Genomic DNA, 21102 nt, shown 5'->3' on the forward strand with positions numbered 1-21102 from the left:
GTCAGAAGGGCGTCCAAGTCAGTCTTCACACACCGACCATGGACGCCCTTCGCCATGCCCACAGACGAACAACCAAAATCACATCAACGATCTAGCACCTGAGCGACCTCCTGGATCCCCAGGACGACGGGTAGCAGCTCACGGTCGTCGACGCGGTAGCCATCCGGGATGCTCGCCTGGTAGTGCTTGAGGCGTTGCTCGGCGACCTGCCGGCCCGCATGGCCGTCGAGTCGGAGGACGGTGTTTAGCAACCAGTAGGGGTTGCCGGACGCGACAAGGTCGGGCTGGCCCAGTGTTCCGTCGACGCGCCACTTCGCCGAGGTCTGACGTTTGACGCCGAACAGCTCGGCGATCTCGGCGTGGCCAAGCAGGTAGGGGATCCGCGCTACTGCCATGTCCCGGTACCTTCTCTGCCTTGCGCACCACGTCGAAGCCCTGGTTGGTGTGGGCGCCATTAAGATATCGCGCTGCCCGGGCTTTGCTGAGCCTTGGTGGCGGGCGGAGATCCTGGAGCGTGGTCCGCCGGAGCATCGAGGCTTCGCAGACCACCCTCTGCGGTGAGGTGGCTCCCTCTAGGTGAGTTCCTTGCCCAGGCGAATCTCCCAGGGGCCGACGGGCACGAGGTGGACCTCATCGAAGTAGCCCAGCCACGCTGCGATCGTCTCGACTGCGCGCTGCGCCTGCTCAGCCGTGAAGTCTCCTGTTGCGGCCAGGTCCGCCTGCGCGTCGCCCAGGTTCATCCGCCCGGCTGCCGTCAGGGCGTGCAGTTCGGGCATCGCGCGGAGGCGGGCAAGGACTGCTGAACCGAACGCCTGCTCGTCGAACCCGGGACCAATGTCGAGGTGCGCAAGATCGCGGAGTACGCCGGCGAGCACGTCGCTACCGATGTGGCGGTGGCGTCCGTTGTAGACACGGTAGAGCCGTTCCGGGTTTCGGGTCTCCGGAAGCCAGCGTGCCGGCTGCCTGTCCTGGCCTGGTACAAGGACACGGGGACTGTCCTCGTCGCTACGCATGAGGCTCGCCTGCTCGCGTAACTGCTCAGCCAGTTGCACCGTCCCGGGCACCGCGGCGCCCTCGATCGCATCAAGTACCCGCTGCACTTCGGGATGGGCCACGTCGGCCTCCACAAGGAGCTCGACGTTGGCTGCCGGAACTCGACCAGTGGCCTTGCCAGTGAGGTTGGCGGACCCCACGAGACAACGGTCGTCGGCCACGTACAGCTTTGCGTGCAGGTTGTGGCAGAGCAGGACGACCGCGCGGCCGTCCTGCTCTGCCAGTTCGGCGATCTCCGGGTCGGATACGCCAGTGGCGACCTCGGGTAGGGACCAGCGGGTGATGCACGTGATCTTCTGGACTCCGGCGGGTATCGCGTCAAGCGCAGCCCGGAAGGTCTCCTTCTTGATGAAGGGCGCTACCAGGATGACACTGTTGGTCGCCGTGCCCAGGAGCTGTTCGATCTGGCGCCAGACGTGGTCGGTCGTCACTCGTCGTCCTCGTCGTCGGCATCGCTGGCTCCGAGGAATTCGCTGGCGAGGCGGCCCCAGTCCTGCCGCATCTTCTTGGCGCGCTCGCGCGGCTTCTCCGGCTGCTCGTCCTCAAACCGGGCCCAGGAAATCAGTAGAAGTTTGAAAGCACCGGCTGCAGCGGTGAGGCGTTCAGCGAGTTCCTCGCGGCTCGCACCCTCGATGTCCCCGTCGAGGACAGCAATCAGGTCGTTGTAGACCGGGTGGTCCATATTGAGGGCGACCTGGAGCATGCCGGGGATGTACTCGACACTGAAGAAGGCGGGGGAGTCGGGATTGCGGCTGGTCAGGAGCCGGACATGCTTGCCCTGCGACATTGTTTCTTCGATGATGCGCTGGGCGTCGGCCGGGGTGTAGCGGTGTGTTTCGACCAGGCTCTCGTACTGGAGCTGCTTGCTCTCCTCCTCGGTGGTCTCCTCAGCGAGCTGGTCGGTCAGGCTCGGCCGGGTCTCTGCTCGTCGGCGCTTGACTGCAGTCTCGGCCTGGACTTCGACCACCTCGTGGCGCTTGCGGCTCGTACCTGTGCCCTGCGTCTGGTCTTCCAGGTCGGAGCGCAGCTTGCCGAGGAGCTTCTCGCGAATGTGGTAGACGATCTCGATGAGGGGAAGGCGCGGATTTCCCTCCTCGCGCAATGCCTCCCGGAATTCGTCCCATGACAGCCCGGCCGCCTCCTCTCGCCAGTTGAAGTGGGCGAGGCTGGAGAAGATCGTTGCGGACTGCTTGTTGTTGGTGACTCCGAAGACCTCGTCGAGGCCTGGCGGGAAGTCGATCTCCACCCCCCACCAACGTTCACGCGTGTCATAGGAGTTGATCCACCCGGTATCGAGATCCAGTTCCCGGTCTGCGCGTATGAGGGAGATTCCCTGATTCCGAGCTGCGTGCTTGCCCCACGGGGTGTCACCAGGCTTGAGGCTGGTCGGCACATTCGGAGGCCACGCCTCACCTGCGATGTCGGTGCGGCGGGCGGACTGAACGGCGATCGAAGACCGGACGAAGACGGGGTACTCCTCCCCATCCACCCCCTTGACCACGAACCGCTCGACACCAACCTGGCCAACGTTTCCGGCGCCGTGAGCACGAAACATCGGCTTGCCATCGAAGGGGTGCGGAGTGGCACTCGGCGCCATGAGGTACAACGGGTCGTTGGGGCGGGTGTCCCGGACGCCGGGCAGCTGGACCCAGCCGCGTACCGGGACAAGCTTGATCCGCTTGCCCTTCATGATCAGCCGTCGGTAAATACGACCGATCAAGCTCTCGGTGTTGGCGATAGTGGCCTCGGCACCGCGCCACTGGACCCGCTCAAGAGCGGTCCACTGCACCAGGGTGCCGGACGTGCCGAGACCTTCGGAGAGAGCCTGCCACTCGTCGGGCACAGCGTCCAGCTTGGGCTCGGGGACCTCCTCAAGCCCCTGAGAGATCTCCTGGAGGTCGAGGTAGGTATGGAGAGCGTTCTGGGGGCCGTTGGTCCAGGACCAGACGTCGACCCGGTCGCACTGCGAGATGCTGGAGTTCGGTAGGCCGACACCGAAGCGGCCGATCCCCTTGCGATCCCCACGAGTACCAGCCCCGAAGCGCAGTGACTGCCGCAGGGTCTCGGGATCCATGCCGGAGCCGTTGTCGAGGACCGCAATTTTCTCGACACGGTAGCGGGCCCGGTGGGAGGGGCGGTCCATCGACTCGACGACGAAGAGTTCGACGAGGTCAGCCTTGGCTTCAAGGCCGTTGTCGATGAGTTCGGCAATGGCGTGGGCCGTCGACTTGTAGCCGCTGTCCTGCAAGGCTTTGACCGTCAGATCGGATGTGACGATCGAGTACTTGGATGTCACCGGGTGTTCCACACGTCCTCCCAGTTGGTAAATGCTTCCGCTACGTCTCCGAAGCCCGGGAGCGCGGGATCGACGACCGTGACGATGTCGCAGGTGGCGGTTCCGCTCGCCTTGGGTCCACGGATGACCCGGCCCACCATCTGGCTGTAGAGGACCAGAGACCGGGTGGGGCGGGCGATGACCACGGCACTTGCAGCGGGAGCATCGAAACCTGTGGTCAGGACGCCGAAGTTTGATAGAACCATCGGCCGAGTGCCGGGGCCCTTGAAGCGGGCGATGACCCGGTCTCGGTGTCGCGGCGAGGACTCGGCAGTTACTTGATCGGCGTTGAGACCGAAGACGGAGAGAATCGCGACAAGTAGACGGCTGTGCTCGACGGATGCCGCGAAGAGGAGGATCCGCCGGTGTCGCTGGCTGAGGTCGAGCACGGTATCGACGACCTGCAAGTTCCACTGCACGCTCTCTGCGAGCTTCGTCATCAATTCGTCGGGGATGTCGAACGAGGCGGCGAGGGCCTGCTTGTCCCGGGTACTGAGGAGCATGCCTGAGTCAGCGGCTACGGTGCGGAAGTTCGGCCGAGCGAGGTAACCCTGTTCGATCAGGGCCGTAACGGGGCTGTCGTATCCGTCGATCTTCAGCATGACCTTCTGGCGGGCGAAGAAGTCGGACAGCCGCTCGTCTTCGTCGATGTCGGCCCATGTCCGTCCAGGGGTCGCGGTCATCCCCAACAAACTTGAGTCGCTACGCAGCGTAAGAGAGTCGACGACTCTGCGGTAAGTCGGGGCGATCGCCTGATGGGCTTCGTCGAAGATGGTGAAAGTGGTGCGCACGCCGAGGCGGTCGAGGAACGTCGGGTCGGCCTTTGCTGCGGCGGTGGCCTTGTCGAGGCCCAAGACGATGAGGCCGTCCTCAATCGCCGTGAGGTCGGTCGGCGCGTCTCCCCACATCCGGGCCACGGCCACCTCACGGTTGCCGAGTGAGGCCCATGCCTTTTCGAACTCGAGTGCCGCCTGCTCCAGTAGTTCTCGTCCCCTGGCCAGCCACACCACGACGGTCGGCTCGTGCCCGCGCAGGTGGTCGCTGATGAGATTCATGGCTGTGCGTGTCTTGCCGACACCAGTGGGCAGGTGCAGCACGACCCTGCGCTCTCCGGAGTAGAGCATGCGCTGGACACTGTTGGCCGCGAGTCGCTGATGGGGGAACATCCCGTACAGCGGCGCAGTGGCGCTGCGGAAGGAGACCGGTAGCTCGGGGGCACGGTCGACGACGAGGCCCAGGAAGCCGAGAAGGGTGCGCTGCTGTTCGGTGGTCCACGGCAAGGCCGCGAGGAGGGTGGCGGAGCTCGTGGAGTGGTCGACACCGAGGCGGCTAGCGAGTTCTGCGAGCTTTTCTTCGGGCAAGAACTGCAAGAGCTGCGTGCGCTCCTCGGGGTCGCCGATGAGTCGCTCCAGAGAAACAGCCGAGGCTGCGACCAGGCGCAGCTTCTCGTCTGCGTCTTCTCCCTTGTGCAGAAGGTCCAGCAGGTCACAGGCATGCTGGCCGAGAAGACCCCGCACATACGAAAGAGGCGCGCTGTTCAGCACGGATGCGAAGGCAATACCTGGAGATCCGGTCACGACGCGTATCGCCCTGTCTGTGTCCGCACACCGCGACTTGCTTCTCCAGCTCCCACCCTCAGCCCCTGTCCATTCGCCCGCCCCTTGGCACAGCGGCACGCGACCAGCTCGCGCCTCACTCTGTGATCAGACCCTAGACCCGCCGGCCAAGGTCCGGCCCCCGAACCTCTGTGCTCTACTGCGAGTTCTCGTCGAGTCGGCAAACCACTCAGGTCACACTTGCCCGAACTACCGGTTTCCGCAAGGGAATTCACATCGCTACGAGGCACATCCCATCCACGGGAACATTTGTTTTATTTCGGTCATTGGGAGTCATTGTCGAGGGCTGAAGTTCATGCCTCGCCTTCGTCTGTCCTCCGCTCCGGCTAGGATCTCCTTACTACTGGTGGAGGGTTTCGTACCGGACGAGATTCGCCGCCAGCTGATGAAGAGCGGCTAGAACCGAGCGAAACGGGGTGAACTGTGACGTTTCAGTCACCTAGCTCGGATCCGGTCTACCTCGACTACAACGCCACCGCGCCGGCACGACCAGAAGCCCTCAAGGCAGCAGTCGAGGCCATGAGCGCCGTCGGCAACGCTTCCAGCACCCATCGATCCGGCCGTGACGCGGCCGACCGCGTCGACCTGGCGCGCCGTCAGGTAGCTGAACTCTTGAACTGCTCCCACGGCGAGATCGTTTTCACCTCCGGGGCCACCGAAGCCAACAACCTGGCCCTGCGGGCAGCATTCGAGCTCGGTGGTCGACTGGTCACGAGCACGGTCGAGCACCCGGCGGTTTTGGAGACTGCCAAGGCCATCACGTCTGGCAGCCCCGGATCCCTGATGCTGTTGCGCGTCGATGAGGACGGCCTAGTCGACCTGGATGCCCTCCGCGCAAGTCTGACCACCGGTGAAGTGGCAGTCGTGTCGCTGATGGCAGCCAACAACGAGACCGGGGTAATCACCGAGCTCGAACCGATCGTCGAGGCTTCCCACCGCGCGGGAGCGCTCGTCCACACGGACGCCACGCAACTCATCGGCCGGCTCCCGATCGACCTCGCGGAGACGGACGTAGACCTCCTCTCCCTGTCCGCCCATAAGTTCGGCGGCCCGCAGGGTGTCGGCGCCCTGTTCGTACGCCGCGGTATCGACTTGCCGTACCGCCCGTTGCTCTTTGGTGGCGGACAGGAGCGAGGCTGGCGGGCCGGAACACACAACGTCGCGGGCATCGCAGGCGCGGGTGCCGCCGCCGAGGCCGCCCGGCGGGCTCTGGCCACGGAAATTCCGCGAATCGAACAGCTGCGTGACGCACTGGAGGACTCGCTCGTTGGGCAGGTCGGCGATTGCCGGATCAACGGCGCGCTCAGCATGCGGCTGCCTGGAGTCACCAGCATTACGTTCCACGGCGCGCCAGCGGATGCGGTGCTCGCCGCGATGCCGGACGTGGCGGCGTCAGAGGGGAGCGCTTGCTCCTCTGGCGCGCCTAGCCCGAGCCACGTGCTCCTCGCCATGGGACGCAGTCGGGAAGAGGCTGACTCCACAGTCCGTTTCTCTCTCGGGTACGCCACGACCACGCTCGACATCAAGCGCGCTGCTGCGTCGGCGGTACGAGCTGTCCAGCAGGTGCGAGCAGCGCTGACGGCCCCCATGTAGCAAGGCCTGCACTAACACCATCCACGCTTTGACGGACACGGAGAAAGCCTCGCATGTCAGACAGCCGGCTCGCGGAAGCCGCCCACTTCAACTTCGCGCGCCACGAGACCTTCGCGCCGCGATTCGGGTGGCTCCATAAGGCATACATGCAGGTGAAGGACCGCCCGGACACGTTCCTAGCGGATGACGCACCCGTTCTTCTCGGGGTCGGCAAGAACATGTCCAATGCCATGAGGTATTGGTCACGGGCTTTCAAACTGACCCGCGAGTTCCCCGGCGATGATGCCAACGCCCGCGCATTGTTCTCCTACCCCACGTGGGAGGCACGGTGGCTCCTCGACGAGAACGGTGCCGATCCTTATCTGGAAGAGCAGGGCAGCCTATGGCTGCTGCATTGGTGGCTGTTGTGCTCCCGGCCCGGGGCAAAAAGCTGGGCGCCGTCCTGGTATGTCGCTTTCCAGCTCGCGCCGTTCGCGCGGTTCTCAGTGCCCGACCTCACCCAGCTGATCGCGCGACACGCGAACTTGTCGTACGCAGAAGCACCTGCGGAGGCATCCGTTATCAGGGACGTCGACTGCATCACCAAGATGTACGTTCCAGCGAAGCGGGCCAAGGGCGGCGCGCCCGGCGCGCTTGAAGACCTGCTGGCTTGCCCTTTCCGTGAGCTCGGCCTGATGGAAGCGGTGGACCATCCGACCTCCGGACGTGCCGAGTGGGAGTTCACGACCGGCTCGCGTATCTCCTTGCCTGACCGCGTGGTGGCGTACGCCTGCCTCGACTATGCCGCTCAGACCACCCGCAGTGCCGGGTCCATTTCCCTCGCCCGGCTCGCCAACGAGCACGGCGCACCCGGGCGGGCCTTTCGCGTGCGTGAACCTGACATTGCCGGAGCCCTGGAACGGGTGGCCGCCATCACCGCGGACCTGCAGGTGGTGGAGGCGGTCGGCCAGCGCAGTCTGGCGTTCACCTCCGACCCGTTCGATCTGGCTTGGGATGTTCTGGATGCCCAGTACGACAAGGTCCGGGAGAGGCCGGGCTTCCCGACCCGCGAGGACTGGGGCCGCAGCTATCCCAAGCTCGCCGAAGCTGAGGCGCGCGAACTCAAGCTTCAGGACGTTTTTGAGCCGCAGCTCGCCCTGATCGAGGAGACACAGTGACCACCGAGACCCCCACGCGGTCCAGCGCCGCCCGCATGTCCTCCGGTGGCCCACAGTTCCCGGCCGGTGTCCAGGTGATCGGTTCACGTATGCGCTCCACCAATGTGGAGCGCGATGTCTTGGACGAACTGCACTCCCCCTATATCGGTGCTCGGGCGGTCGACGTGTTCGACCGGGTTGCCAACGCGCTCGGCGACCTGCGCCGTCCCAGGTCGTGGTCGTTCACTGGCCCTTATGGCTCGGGCAAGTCCACCCTGGCCAATCTCATCGACGCGACTCTTGGGTGCGACGAGAGCCGGCGCGCCGAGGCACACGCGGTGCTGGCCACCGTCAGCCCCGGCCTGGCGCGGCGCCTGGCCACATCTCGTGGCCAACTAGCGCCGGAAGGTTTCCTTGGCGCTGTCGCGACCGCCCGGCGCGAGCCTCTCGTTACCACCCTGTCCCGTGCCCTGCAGACCGCCGCCAAGCGGCGCTGGCCGTCCAGGACACCCAAGGCTGTCGCCACCGCGCTAGCGCGGTGCGATGATCCGGCCACGGCCAAGCCCGAGGACATCGTCGCTGCCGTCACCGCCCTGTGTGCGCAGCAGCCCCTCCTGCTGATCATCGACGAGTTCGGCAAGACCCTGGAGCACCTTGCCGGGCACAGCGAGTTCTCCAGCGCGAAGGACGACCTGTTTCTCCTGCAGGATCTCGCGGAGAAGAGCGCCGGCAGCCGTGGCCTGCCGTTGTTCATGATGACACTGCAGCACCTGTCGTTCATGGACTACGCTGCCCACTCCAGCGAGCTGCAGACCCGCGAATGGGCCAAAATCCAGGGCCGATTCGAAGACATCACCTTTGCCCCCCACCTGGGCGACTCGGTCCAGTTGATGCGCCGCCGACTCGATCAGTCCGCTGTGGCGGAGCCCGGCCGCAAGCTCATTCAGGCGCACGCCGAGGCGGCGGAGAAAGCCTGGCGTGATCACGGCCTTAACGATGTCGTGGACCTCGCGATGCAGGACTTCGCCGACCTCTATCCCCTGCATCCGTTGACTGCGGTAGCGGCGCCCTTCCTCGCGGCGCAGATCGGTCAGCACGACCGCAGTCTGTCCGGGTTCCTCAACAACGACGAGCCCCACACGGTCCGCCGCTCACTCGCCTCGTTCTCGGCTGACAAGCCGCGCCGGGCGAGCACCGTCCAGCTGCCCCAGCTGTACGACTTCTTCCTCGACTCCGGCCGAACCTCGCTGCTGGCATCAAGCAACGCCAGCCGCTGGATCGAGATCGAATCCCGGGTCACCGAAGCCAACGGCCTGTCCACTGCCGAGCAGCGCCTTCTGCGCACGATCGGCATGCTGAACCTGATCGACTCCGACGGTGCGCTCCGGGCGACCGCGGCAATGATCTACTTCGCGCTGCACGACCCGGCCGACGCACCCAGTCCCAAGGCGTTCGCCGCTCTGGAAAAGCAGCTCAACGGTCTGGTGGACCGTGGCCTCCTGGTACTCCGCAGGTTCAACGGCGAGTACCGTGTGTGGCGCGGAAGCAACTTCGACATCGACGGGCGCCTCAAGGAGGCACTCAGCCACCTCGATGAGGCAGCAGTCCTCCAAAGGCTCGGTGACTACCTCCCGCTGGCTGTCGCGGCTGGCCGGCACAGCCAGATTACGGGCATGCTTCGCGCCCTTTTCGTCCGAATCTCCGGCGCCCAGACGCAGCTCATCGAGGGACCCGACGAACTCAACGATCACGCCGACGGCCTTCTCGTCTTCCACCTCGGAACCATGGAGGATCGGCCTTTCGTCGAATCTTCGCTGCCCGTAGTACTCGGGACGACCGACGAGCCAGACCTAGTCCTCCGTGCTGCCTTCCACCTCGTGGCGCTGGAGGAACTGCAGCGCGACAAAACCCTGGACCCGGTGGCTAGTCGCGAGATCTCCGAGCGGACATCGGCTGCCAAGCGCGAACTGCTCGAACTACTCAGCGCAGCATTCTTCCCTCTTACCCAGCGAGCCACCTGGCGCCTGTGGCGTTCGGGCATCACTGCGGAGTCTGGCGAGGGCGAGGTCATCGAGAGCCGTAGTCTCAGCGGACTTGCGTCCATCGCTTGTGACCGGGTGTTCCCTGCAACCCCGCATATTCGCAACGAGATGCTCGGTCGCCATGAGCTGACCAGCCAGGGGGCGAAAGCACGCGGGAAACTGCTGACCGCCATGCTGACCAAGTCCGGCGAACGTCACCTGGGCATCGACAAGTACCCGGCCGAGCGTGCCATGTACAGCGGGGCTCTGGAGTTCATGGGCCTGCACCGGGAGAACAGCGGCACCGCGGACAACTCCTCGACCACGCTGCTGCCCTACGGCTTCTCGCGGCCAGGCCCCGCCCACCCACACGTGCTGCCCGTCTGGAATGCCCTTGAAATGGCACTCTCGGACGCCCACAAGCGCACCGATCTTGACGAGATCTTCCGCGCCGTCATGGTGCCGCCATACGGCGTCAAGGCCGGCGTGGTGCCTCTGCTGGTGGTGACCGCACTTATCCTGCGAAGCCAGGACGTGGCCCTGTTCGAGGAGGGCTCCTACCTACCGCGCCTGACCACCGACGTGGTGGAGCGGATGATCAAGGCGCCGGGCCGGTTCTCCGTGAAGGCCACGCCACTCGGTGACGGCCTGCGGGAGAGCGTCGTCAAGAAGCTCTCGCTGGCACTGAACGTCGAACCGCCCCGCTCCCAGGCGCTGCGCAACCCGGCCATTCTCTCGGTTACCCGTGCTCTGCTCGAGCGGGTCATGGTGCTCACGCCATACGCGCGCCGCACACAGCGCATCAGCAAGGACGCCATTGCGATCCGCTCCGCGCTGTTCACCGCACAAGACCCGGACGACCTGCTCTTCCACGCTCTCCCACAAGCACTCGGCCTGGACCCGATCAGCCCCGAGGCTCGCAAAAGCACCAGCGGCAACAAGGGCTACGTCGAGCGCCTGACTGCCGCAGCCGAGGAAATCGCCGGCGCCGACCGCGCGCTTCGCGTCGAGGTCGTCGAGACCATCAGCCGCGAGTTCCGCCTGCCCTCGGCTCTGCCCGAACTGCGACAGGCGCTCGCACGCCGTCTCCAGGGCTTTGCCGGTATCTCGCTCAGCCTCGAGCTTCGCGGGTTCGTCGCCATAGCACTCAACGAGGGCTTGCCGGACTCCGACTGGCTCGACCCCGTGATTGTGCGGCTGTCGCACTCTGCCCTGGGCGACTGGTCCGACAACGACGTCACGCTCTTCGCCCGTCGTGTCCGGGAAATGGCCGCCGCGCTCGACCGCGTCAGTCACCTGTACAAGACGGGCGAGGCGGTCGGCGGCGCTGAGGAAGATCTCGAAGCCCGGCTGCTCACCCTGACCGACAAGGACGGTGGCGAGCAGCGCACGCTGATCTACCTGCCCGAACAGTCCCGGCAGGAGGCGGAAAGCCTCGTTGTCAGTGTCTTGGCACAGGCTAAGAAGGCGCTCGGCCCCGACGGTGCGCGCATTCTGCTCGCGGCGCTCGCCCAGCGCGTGTCCGAGCCTGTTGCCACTACTGCACTCGAGAGGACGGAGTGATCGTGACTGACGCAACCACCCCGGCGAAGAAGGTCCGGCACGTCCTGGGATTGTCCGGAGGAAAGGACTCCTCCGCACTTGCCATCTACATGCGTGACCGCGTGCCGGAGATGGAGTACTTCTTCTGCGACACCGGCGCTGAACTGCCCGAGACGTACGAGTACCTCAACAAGCTCGAGGCCGCGGTCGGCAAGCCGATCACGCGATTGAACACCGACCGGGACTTCGACCACTGGCTCGAGGTCTACCAGGGCACTCTACCGAGCCCCCAGATGCGCTGGTGCACGAAGAACCTGAAGATCAAACCTCTGGAAGAATGGGTCGGCGAGGACGAGGTGATCTCCTACGTCGCAATCCGAGCGGACGAGAACCGGCTCGGCTATGTGAGCACCAAACCCAACATCACCGCGGTCTTCCCCTTCCGTGAGGATGGCATCGACCGGGAGGGCGTCGGCCGCATCCTCGACGAGGCCGGCACCGGCCTGCCCGGCTACTACGAGTGGCGCACCCGGTCTGGCTGCTACTTCTGCTTCTTCCAGCGCAAGCACGAGTGGGTCGGCCTCAAGGATCGCCACCCCGAGCTCTTCGACAAGGCTGTTGCGTACGAAGAGAAGGTCCGCCACCAGGGCACCGCAATGCAGGGCCGCGACTACACGTGGTCTCAGGGCGAGTCCCTGCACCAGCTCATAGAGCGGCGAGAGGAAATTCAGGCCAAGCACGAGGCGAACCTCGCCCGAGCCGCCAAGCGGATCAAGCCCAACCGGCCGCTGCTGGAGGTCCTCTCGGACGCACTCGACGCCGATGACGACGAGGCGGGCTGCTCCGTCTGCCATCTCTGATTCCCTCGATTTCAGTCAAGAGTCCGTTTGATGACAAACAGTCATCAAACGGACTCTTTTCTGTCTCGCCCACCGACTGTCGGTGCAGCGTGTAAGGATGTGTGCGCTCATCACACGCCGTCACCCAGTCGGAGCACATGAGGAATGGCGACACCAGACACGGTCGCGCGCGCAGTCATCCGCCACCGCCTGGACGTCAGTCCCGCTCTGGAGCTCCAGCTCGGCATCGCACCGATGATGGACGTGTCGGCCCTCCAAGTCCTCCAGGACGATCTGAAGCGACTCGCATCCCCGTGGGAACGGCTCGTCGCAACCGAGAGCATCGCCGCAGCGATTCCCGACGAGCCGGGCCTCTACATGTTCGTCTGGCGCCCGTCGATCAAGCTGGCCATGGCAGACCGGACCGAGGGCAGCTTCCACCAGGTTCTCTACATCGGGAACGCGGGTGGGGCCGGCGAACTGGGCAACACACTCAGGAATCGGTACCGAAACTACAAGAAGCACCTGCGGGGGAACCCCGAGGACCTCTGGACCCGAGAGCCTCCGATCAATCGGGACGACCGGCTGACTCACTACCTTGCCCTGCGCCCCCTGGAGTACTGGTTCGCGACAGTCGACGACAGGTCGATGATCAGGAACCTGGAAAGCCGCCTGATCCACCTCTACAACCCACCGATCAACATCCAGGGCGGTCCCACTCTGCGCGGTCGGCTCAGCACCATCCCCAGACCAGCGCTCCGCTCCTAGCCCGCGCTCGCTCGCCCCCTGACATCGAGGTACCTCCATGCCGTCCAAGACGTTCGTTCCCGCCTTCGAAGCGAAGGTCGGCAACTGGACCTACTACTCCTGCCTGATGAGCTACGCCCAGGTGGCCCGAGAGATCAACTTCGCGCATGAACTCGGCGGAAACCGCGACCTCGGTACCATGATCCAGCGCGGCGTCGGCACGCGGACGCAGGAGATCACCGAGTATCTGCTCACCAATGAGAACCGCTTTCTGGGCGCTCTCATCATCGCGGTGTGGGGCGGGGACCCCAACTACCTCTCGGTGACGATGGATGCCGAAAATCAGGCCGTCCTCCAAGGGCTGGACCGCAACTTTGGTGTCCTCACGTTCGACGGCACCCAGCAGTTCTTCGCCCTCGACGGCCAGCACCGGCTCAAGGCCATCAAAGACGCGATCAAGCAGAACCCGGAGTTGGGAAACGAGGACATCAACGTCATCGTGGTACCACACTTCGACACTGATGAAGGCCGGCGCCGCACCCGGCGGCTCTTCACCAACATCAACCGGAACGCCAAGAGCACCAACCTGCAGGAGAACATCGCCCTCGATGAGGACGACAGCTTCGCCATCCTCACTCGGCGTCTGCTCGACGATGATGAGTTCCTGAAGCGGGACAAGGTTGTCCTTGTGTTCAGCAAGGTGGGCCAGGACGGTGAGCTCGTTTTGGCCCAACGCTCGATCAGCACGTCGAGCCCGGCCTGGAGCACCATCGCCGTTGTCTACGACATCGTCAAGGAGATCGGCTACGACCTCCCCTGCACCACCGAGCAGTCCAAGCAACGGGCGACCGATGAACTTCTCGACCAGAGCTTCGAGATCATCGCCGTACGCCTCCGGGAACTCCTCGACGCGTGTGGCAACCTGCGTCAGCGCTACCTCGCCTCAGTGTCGCCGAAGGACCTCCGGGCGCCCAAGGGGCGCGACGGTGCTGGCCACCCGTTCATGCGCCCTGCCATTCAGAACCAGGTGGCGAAGGTGGTTCGACACATTCTCGAGCAGGGAGCCTTGGAGTGGCCGGAGGTCATGAAGCGGCTGTCGGCGCTCGACTGGAAGATGACCTCGGCCCCGTTCTCCTCTATGTGGATCGAGACTCCGGAAGGCACGAAGGCCAAGGGCAAGATGGCCAGTGGCAACACCCAGCTTCTGTTTGATCTCCTGCAGGTCCACGTCGCACCTCGCTCTAAGGCCCAGATCAGTCGGGCACTGCGCTCCTACGCTGACGTGACGAAGACTAAGTACCCGCTTCCGGCTGAGGAGTTCTTCGCGCTTCTCCCGGTCGATGCCGACTGAAGTCGGGCGGGCGCTTGGCTAACCGAGATGCGCCTTGCTGGCCCTATACCCCTGCGCGCGGCTGATGACGAACCGTCAGCCGGGCTTCTTCGGAAGGGCGCCACATGTCGCCTGCCCCTCGTGACACCAGGGGTACGCGATCACTACCTGCAGTGCGGAGGACGCAACCTGTGTCCGCGAGCCGCATACCTGTCGCCTGCCATGCAAGTAAAGTCAAGGTCCTGCAACGTCCTATTAATAGGAGGCAGAATGGGCGCCGCTCGCTAATCGCATGAACTCAAGAACTCCCATCAGTTGAATTGCCATATTGAATTCTCTCCAGGAGCCTAAGCATGACCACTCCGGCTGATGCCGTGCCAGGCGAAAGCAATTTTATGTCGGTCCCGATCAACCCCGGCAGGGTACTGCGCGCTATCGCGCGCATCGGGTACACACCCGAGAGTGCCATCTGCGACATCGTGGACAACTCTGTGGCTGCCAACGCAAACCGCATCGTTATCGAGCTCGAGCGTGAGCCTGAGGTTGCAGAAAACCGCCGAAACAGTGCGGCCGGGTACATTATCGCCGACAACGGCGCTGGCATGAGCAAGCAACAACTACTAAGTGCTCTCGGCCTTGGTGTGGATCGCCAATACGCCGAAGGAAGTCTCGGCAAGTATGGTCTCGGTCTCAAAAGCGCAGGACTATCTCAGGGCGATCGCATCGAAGTGATCAGTGCGCGCGAAGGACATGAGTGGAACAAGATTGTTCTCGACCTCCCGCATATTGAACAAGTGGGAGCATTCGTTTGCGAGATGCCCGAGCTAAACGAAGCCGACCGGGAAAGAATTGATCGAATGCTGCCCGGGGTCTCGCACGGCACACTGGTCAGCATCGAGAAAGTACACAAGCGCAACCATCCAAGCATCCGAAAGACAAGGGAAGCGCTCACCCAGAAGCTTGGTCTCACATACTTTTACTTTCTCCAGGATGGGCAGAATAGCCTGGATATTATGCTTGACGGTGAGGCAATCACACCCTTCGATCCGCTGTTCACAGGTTCAGCAGAAGAGAACGGCAACATTGCCGAGGGCTCCTGGGATGGCCTGAGTGTGCGTTGGCTAGAGCGGCCACGCCTCATTACCCTCGACGCAGAAAACGGGGTGCAAGCCACTCTCGAGGCGACCCAGCTCGTGCACCCTCCTGCGTTCGAGAACTCCGCCGAAATTCGCAAGAGGTACATGATCGGAGCAAAGCACTACGGATTCTATGTCTACCGCAACAAGCGGCTCATTCGGCACGGCGAACGCTTTGGCCTCATTCCAACAGAGCAGGACTTCTTTGCCTTCCGGGGAAGAATCCTGATCGACGATTCCGCCGATGACGCGTTCAACATCGATGTCAAGAAGTCTGAAATACTGCTCAGCGAGGAAGCCGAAGGCGCTCTCGACGAGGCGACATACGAAGCCCGGCGCGCCAGCAGGGCGGCTTGGCGGAACGCCACTAAGCTGCTTAAGAAGAAGGCCGACGAGGACCCGATCAGCAAGGCCACTGAGGCGCTGAGCGAGGTGGAGTTTCCAGATCTTCTACCGAATGATCAAGATGACGTCTTTACCGAGTCGAAGCGTAAAGAGCGCGAACAGAAGGAGGCAGTACGCCATCCTTTGCGCGAGCCCGAACGCGAGCTAGCGATCAAGGACGGATCCCGCGTCGCGATCGTCGACCAGCTCGACGACAATGCACTCTGGGAGCGGGCCTACGACGCCACGCTTGGAACGATCGTGCGAATCAACCGAAACCATCGCTTCATGCGAATGTTTGATGAGCGATTCGGCAGCGACGCAGACGTAGTGCTGCTTCTGCACGCCCTATTTTTGAGCCTCGCCGTAAGCGAGAGCAACTCCGTAAAGAACCTACAGAACATCGAAGACGAAGTAATCGACGAAGTGTTTCAGAGGTATCGAAATCAGGCGTCGTCGGCCGTATATCAGGCAACTGCCACCGCACTCGAAAAGCGCTTCGCCTGATTCACTCCGATGACTAATAACAACGAGACTGACACTTGGGGGTCGGCCGCAATCGGCGACCCCAGTCTGTGTCGAGCACGCGCCTACATCTACTGCGGGTACTCACGTCGCATTGGCGTTGCCTACATAGGTATGACGGTTGGCCGGAACGGCGTGCTGGGTCGATGGGCCGATCACCTTGGACGGGCTCTCGAAAGATCATCGTTCCGACGACGCGTCCATGAATTTGACGAGTCGGCGTGGGAGCGGATCGATGATCTGGTCATCGTTTGGTCGGAGATCGGAGAGGAGAGCGTGTTTCTCGCGGCCGAGACTAGCCATCGCGAATCGGTCGAATACCTCGTCCAGCGAGAAATGAGGAATATTCTCGCCGCCGAAAATGCGCCGATTACCGTCGTCAGCAAGGTACGATCGAATCCGACTGCGCAATTGGCCCTGGTGCAGGATGCAGCTGATCGAGTCCTCAACGCCTTCCGGAAGCACTTCAGTGTCAGTCCCTAGTGTGCTGCGCCAAGAATTCTGGCGATATATTTCGCAAGTGAATCAAGGATTTCGTCGACGGTCTTCGTCCAGACGAACGGTCTCGGGTCCTCGTTGCGCGTCTGGATCCGTGCGGATGTCGGCTTCGAGGGCCTGGACGGATCTGTGGGCGCCACGGCGGATGAGTTTGACATACGAGATGAGTGCGATTTGGCCGCGTTCGGCAGTCTCCCTTGCGTAGGCCAGAACAAAGTCGAAGTCCACATCCTGGCTGGACAGATGTACGGCGCGCGGTCAAGCTCGCGAATCGCATGCTGGCTCGGCATTGGAGAGACGGCCGAATGTCCGGCAGCGCCAGGACGCCGACCCAGGCAATCCGCCATTGTCGAACGAGGGGCCTACGACCAGGCACGGACGCTTCCCGGAGGTTCTGCATGCGTGAGCGATGCGTGAGCGGAGGTGCTCACGCATCGCATCACGAGGCGGTATCAGCGGGACGCAGCGGTGTGCAGATCAGGACAGAACCGCACACCGCTACCCGCCCCAACACCCGCTACCACCAGCGCTGTCTAGCTTTTAATCTGCGGGTTCAGGGTTCGATCCCCTGACGGCCCACCGCTTCGACCGGCTCCGCCCCTGATCAGGGGCCTGCGGTTCCCGGAACGGACCCTGTGCACCCGTGTCAGGCACGGCCCCGGCGACGTCCAAGGCGAGCCGGTTTGACATGGCGACGAGTACATCGGGTTCGTCGGCGACTGCTACGCGGTCGGCGACTCCGCGCAGAACAACCGCCTGTCTCCTTGGGGCAACGCTGCCGATCAGCGGGACGGACACTCGGGCGGACCCACGGGATATCGCGCAGACCTCGGAAAGCCGCGCCACACAGCGGATGGCAACTTTCCGCGCTCAGGGACGCCCACCTTCACGGCGATGGCCACTGCCCGGGTACCTGCCGTTCTTGATCTGGTACCCAAGCCACCCACGCATCCAGTGCGTTCGTCCAATCGGCCGACGGCGCGGGAAGCGATGGTTCGTCGCGCTTATTCGCGCCTAGACACGCAAGACTGTCGAGGTGGGCCCAGTACCGCATGTCATGCTGGGTGATGCCCATTTGACGCAGAAAATGACCGTCCTCTGGTGCACGGAGCATCAGTGAGAGCGATCCTTCCAGGCGCTCTCGGAGATCCGCGTTGCGAAGGGACATGATCGCGACCCCTATAGGGTCGGCGCGATCTCATGGCTCAACGGCGTGTCCGATCAAGGGAGCTTCCTGTCGGCAACGGTTGAATTGAGGTCCACGGACGGCGCATCAAAAGCGGGCCACTCTGCGATCTCTTGATCATCCTGACTTCATTGGTACTGGAGTCAGGAGGAAGAGAGGTGATCCACGTGGAGGACTGGGCTGAGATTCGCCGGTTGCACCGGGCTGAGGGCTTGTCGGCGCGGGCTGTCGCTCGGCGGCTCGGGATCTCCCGGGGCACGGTGCTGCGGGCACTGGCCTCGGACCGGCCGCCGCGGTACCGGCGGGCGCCGAAGGGTTCGGCGGTGGATGCGGTGGAACCGGCCGTGCGGGAGCTCTTGAAGGAGACCCCGACGATGCCTGCCACGGTGATCGCGGAGCGGATCGGTTGGGAGCGGGGGCTGACGATCCTGCGCGAGCGGGTGCGGGAGCTGCGACCGGCCTACCTGCCGGTGGACCCGGTCTCCCGGACGATCTACCGGCCCGGAGAACTCGCTCAGTGCGACCTGTGGTTCCCGGCCGTGGACATCCCGCTCGGCTACGGCCAGTCGGGGCGCCCGCCGGTCCTGGTCGTCGTCTCCGGGTATTCGCGGGTGATCACGGCCCGGATGCTGCCCTCGCGGCAGACCGGCGACCTGATCGACGGTCACTGGCGGCTGCTGGCCGACGGTTGGCACGCAGTCCCCAGGACGCTCGTCTGGGACAACGAAGCCGGCGTCGGCAAAGGCAGGTTGACCAGCGAGTTCGCCGCGTTTGCGGGGCTGCTCGCCGTCAGGGTGCACCTCTGCCGGCCTCGTGATCCGGAGGCGAAGGGCTTGGTGGAGCGGGCCAACGGCTACCTGGAGACGAGTTTCCTGCCCGGCCGCACGTTCACCGGTCCCGACGACTTCAATGCCCAGTTGACGGCCTGGCTGCAGATCGCCAATCGGCGCCGGCACCGCTCCATCGGGGCCCGGCCGGTGGACCGCTGGGAGGCGGACCGCGCCGCCATGCTTGCCATTCCGCCGGTCGATCCGCCCAACTGGTGGCGTTTCCACACCCGCATCGGCCGGGACCACTACATCCGCGTCGACACCAACGACTACTCCGTCCACCCTCGGGCCATCGGCCGGACGGTGATGGCCCGAGCGGACAACGAGGAGGTCGTCGTCATCGCGGGTGAGGACGTCGTGGCCCGCCATACCCGTTGCTGGGCCCGGCACCAGAGCCTGACCGATCCGGAGCACGCCGCCGCGGCCGACGTTCTGCGCGGCGAGGTGATCCACCGCAAGGCCGCCCGCGCGCACGCCGCCCGGAACGCGGCCCTGGCCCCCGACAACAGCTTCGGAATCGAGGTCGAGCAACGCGAACTGGGCGTCTACGACCGCGTGTTCACCCTCATCGAGGGCGGCGGCGGAAAGGAGAAGACCTGAGGGCCCGCACCGCTTCCCAAGCCTTGAACAAGCCTGCGGTCGACGCGGCGAAGGCAGACGGCCACAAAGCCCGCACGGGCCGGCAGACCACCGCCGACCTGGCCTTCCTCGCCCGCGCGATGAAGGCACCCGCTCTGCTGGACGCCGCCGAGCGCCTGGCCGAGCGGGCCCGAGCCGAGTCGTGGACCCACACCGAGTACCTGGTCGCCTGCCTGCAACGCGAAGTCTCCGCCCGCGACAGCCACGGCGGCGAGGGCCGCATCCGCGCCGCCCGCTTCCCCGCCATCAAGACCATCGAGGAGTTGGATGTCACCCATCTGCGGGGTCTGACACGCCAACAGCTTTCCCACCTGGGCACATTGGACTTCATCGCGGCCAAGGAGAACGCCATTTTCCTGGGACCGCCGGGCACCGGCAAGACACACCTGGCCACCGGACTGGCGGTCCGCGCCTGCCAGGCCGGCCACCGGGTCGCGTTCGCCACCGCCGCCCAGTGGGTCGACCGTCTGGCCGCCGCCCACCAGACCGGCCGCCTGCAGGACGAGCTGGTCAAGCTCGGCCGCTATCCGCTGATCGTGATCGACGAGGTGGGGTATATCCCGTTCGAGGCCGAGGCCGCGAACCTGTTCTTCCAGCTCATATCGAACAGATACGAACGGGCGAGCGTGATCGTCACCTCGAACAAGCCCTTCGGCCGGTGGGGAGAGACCTTCGGTGACGAGACAGTCGCCGCCGCGATGATCGACCGGCTCGTCCACCATGCCGAGGTCCACTCCCTCAAGGGCGAGTCCTACCGGATGCGGGGCCGCGAACTCGGCCGGGTCCCCACTGCCGGCGACAACGACTGATCAGCGAGAACGCGAGATGGCCCGGGGTTGAACCGTTCAGACTGGCCCGAAATTGAGCCGCCGCCGACACTTCCTGGATCTTCAACCACATATTCGTGATCACCGCCGTAGCGTCACTCTCTTCAGCCTTCACGCCTCCGCCTCGACGCGGCTCTTCGGAACGTACAGGTTCCCGTTTCTCGACGACTGGTTCGGCGACGCCGCTGCGGGGCGACCGAGCATGCCAGGTGGCTTCGCCGACAGCCGTCTTCGTCGGCTTCGGAAGCTTTCGGATGGGTTCGGCGACTGCGGGTTTTGCTTCGGCGTGGGGACGGACGCCCCGGCTTCATCTCCCAGAGCCGGGACGCCGCGCTACGTAGCGTACTGGATCGATGACCGAAAAAGTTCCTGATGAGTCGCGAATCGATCAAGCCGTCCGGGGTCGCCGCGCTCCACTCGCGGGCGCGATGAGAGCGCCGTCGGTCGCGACGCGATCCGCCCCGGTCCGCGGTCGTTTGACGACGCGGGCCGAGGCGGATGGCTGTGGCGGTGTGGGCCTCACCGCCGGATTGCTCTGTTATCCGTCGATGCCTCCCGATTCGGTGTGTCCGGCGCGGCGCTTGCGCTGGGCGATCAGGACGAGCGCGCCCAGAGCGAGCATTGCGGCCCCGATGCCGGCGATCGGGCCGACGAGGTTGTTGGAACCGGTGACCGCCAGTTGCGCGTGGGTTCCGGGTGCGGGCGAGGTCTGCGGGGCTTTCTCGTTCGCGGTGTCACCGAGGTGGTGGGCGGGGCCACCCTTATCGGGTGCTAGTGCTGTGACCGGAAACGTTCACCGGGTGGCCGGGGTGGTCAGGCTGCTCGGGTGAGGGGGCGTCCGCCGTAGCGGACGCCCTTTTCGCTG

General features: G+C 64.4%; 15 protein-coding genes and 1 pseudogene. 10 read left to right on the plus strand and 6 right to left on the minus strand.

From position 1 onward, the window contains the following. Positions 1-83: 83 nt before the first annotated feature. The 4 genes from ACH4XV_RS48035 to ACH4XV_RS48050 all read right to left on the minus strand — a co-directional run bounded on the left by ACH4XV_RS48035 (position 84) and on the right by ACH4XV_RS48050 (position 4932). Complete coding sequence (locus ACH4XV_RS48035; RefSeq protein ID WP_395800896.1) at positions 84-395, minus strand: hypothetical protein; 312 nt, start codon at positions 393-395, stop codon at positions 84-86. A gap of 177 nt (positions 396-572) precedes the next feature. Next, positions 573-1484 (minus strand): phospholipase D family protein, encoded by a 912-nt coding sequence (locus ACH4XV_RS48040; RefSeq protein WP_395800898.1) that lies wholly within the window; start codon positions 1482-1484, stop codon positions 573-575. Beyond that, positions 1481-3349 carry an ATP-binding protein gene (locus ACH4XV_RS48045; RefSeq protein ID WP_395800900.1) on the minus strand — a complete coding sequence of 623 codons (1869 nt, stop codon included), beginning with the start codon at positions 3347-3349 and terminating at the stop codon, positions 1481-1483. The genes ACH4XV_RS48040 and ACH4XV_RS48045 overlap by 4 nt, the downstream gene beginning before the upstream one ends. Beyond that, positions 3346-4932: a DEAD/DEAH box helicase gene (locus tag ACH4XV_RS48050; protein ID WP_395800902.1), complete on the minus strand. Its 1587-nt coding sequence runs from the start codon at positions 4930-4932 to the stop codon at positions 3346-3348. The genes ACH4XV_RS48045 and ACH4XV_RS48050 overlap by 4 nt, the downstream gene beginning before the upstream one ends. 495 nt (positions 4933-5427) lie before the next feature. On the opposite strand from ACH4XV_RS48050, the gene ACH4XV_RS48055 reads away from it, so the two are divergent. From ACH4XV_RS48055 to ACH4XV_RS48090, 8 genes are all read left to right on the plus strand, one after another. Beyond that, positions 5428-6597, plus strand: coding sequence for a cysteine desulfurase family protein (locus ACH4XV_RS48055; RefSeq protein ID WP_395800904.1), 1170 nt, complete (start codon positions 5428-5430; stop codon positions 6595-6597). Positions 6598-6650: 53 nt separating this feature from the next. Further along, entirely contained in the window at positions 6651-7754 is a 1104-nt protein-coding gene (locus tag ACH4XV_RS48060; RefSeq protein ID WP_395800906.1) for a DUF4007 family protein, read from the plus strand. Further along, positions 7751-11317, plus strand: a complete 3567-nt coding sequence (locus ACH4XV_RS48065; RefSeq protein WP_395800908.1) for an ATP-binding protein — start codon at positions 7751-7753, stop codon at positions 11315-11317. Before ACH4XV_RS48060 ends, ACH4XV_RS48065 begins: the two co-directional genes overlap by 4 nt. 2 nt (positions 11318-11319) lie before the next feature. Further along, the gene (locus tag ACH4XV_RS48070; RefSeq protein WP_395800910.1) at positions 11320-12156 is read left to right on the plus strand and encodes a phosphoadenosine phosphosulfate reductase family protein; all 837 of its coding nucleotides are present in this window, start codon (positions 11320-11322) and stop codon (positions 12154-12156) included. 144 nt (positions 12157-12300) lie between these two features. Continuing rightward, complete coding sequence (locus ACH4XV_RS48075) at positions 12301-12903, plus strand: hypothetical protein (protein WP_395800912.1); 603 nt, start codon at positions 12301-12303, stop codon at positions 12901-12903. Between the two features lie 37 nt (positions 12904-12940). Beyond that, on the plus strand, positions 12941-14233 hold the full coding sequence (locus ACH4XV_RS48080; protein ID WP_395800914.1) for a DNA sulfur modification protein DndB: 1293 nt from the start codon (positions 12941-12943) through the stop codon (positions 14231-14233). A 332-nt stretch (positions 14234-14565) separates the two neighbouring features. Beyond that, positions 14566-16239, plus strand: coding sequence for an ATP-binding protein (locus tag ACH4XV_RS48085; RefSeq protein WP_395800916.1), 1674 nt, complete (start codon positions 14566-14568; stop codon positions 16237-16239). Between the two features lie 132 nt (positions 16240-16371). Next, positions 16372-16740, plus strand: coding sequence for a hypothetical protein (locus ACH4XV_RS48090; protein ID WP_395800918.1), 369 nt, complete (start codon positions 16372-16374; stop codon positions 16738-16740). On the opposite strand, the pseudogene ACH4XV_RS48095 reads toward ACH4XV_RS48090, so the two are convergent. Continuing rightward, a pseudogene (locus tag ACH4XV_RS48095) lies at positions 16737-16908 on the minus strand (IS630 family transposase); the annotation flags it as partial. The gene ACH4XV_RS48090 and the pseudogene ACH4XV_RS48095 overlap by 4 nt on opposite strands. Positions 16909-18099: 1191 nt before the next feature. Here ACH4XV_RS48095 and istA point away from each other — a divergent pair. Then, positions 18100-19371 carry an IS21 family transposase gene (gene istA, locus ACH4XV_RS48100; protein WP_395800920.1) on the plus strand — a complete coding sequence of 424 codons (1272 nt, stop codon included), beginning with the start codon at positions 18100-18102 and terminating at the stop codon, positions 19369-19371. Between the two features lie 23 nt (positions 19372-19394). Further along, the gene (gene istB, locus ACH4XV_RS48105; protein ID WP_395800922.1) at positions 19395-20219 is read left to right on the plus strand and encodes an IS21-like element helper ATPase IstB; all 825 of its coding nucleotides are present in this window, start codon (positions 19395-19397) and stop codon (positions 20217-20219) included. Positions 20220-20775: 556 nt separating this feature from the next. Here the strand turns inward: istB and ACH4XV_RS48110 are convergent. Continuing rightward, on the minus strand, positions 20776-20916 hold the full coding sequence (locus tag ACH4XV_RS48110; RefSeq protein WP_395800924.1) for an LPXTG cell wall anchor domain-containing protein: 141 nt from the start codon (positions 20914-20916) through the stop codon (positions 20776-20778). Positions 20917-21102 lie beyond the last annotated feature (186 nt).

The sequence above is a fragment of the Embleya sp. NPDC020630 genome (genome assembly GCF_044334985.1).
GTDB lineage: Bacteria > Actinomycetota > Actinomycetes > Streptomycetales > Streptomycetaceae > Embleya.